1 pseudogene is annotated in these 308 nt (G+C 45.1%); it reads right to left on the reverse strand.

Features of this window, described 5'->3' with window-relative positions:
• Window positions 1-308, reverse strand: a pseudogene (gene nusA, locus CVN76_RS02240) (transcription termination factor NusA); the annotation flags it as partial.

Genomic DNA, 308 nt, shown 5'->3' on the forward strand with positions numbered 1-308 from the left:
TCCTGTTCTTCCACTGGATAGATCCCAGCTTCACGTGCTTCCGTTTCACTCTTGATATCAATTTTCCAGCCAGTAAGCTTGGCAGCCAAACGGGCATTTTGTCCACGCTTACCAATTGCCAGGGATAATTGATAATCAGGGACGATGACGGTCGTCGCTTTTTCTTCTTCTTTTACGATGACTTCAAGGACCTTGGAAGGACTTAAAGCATTCGCTACGAAAATGACCGGGTTCTCCGACCATTTGACAATATCGATTTTTTCGCCTTTCAGTTCATTGACGATGGCCTGAACACGTTGTCCTTTTTG

Source organism: Bacillus sp. mrc49 (assembly GCF_002803435.1).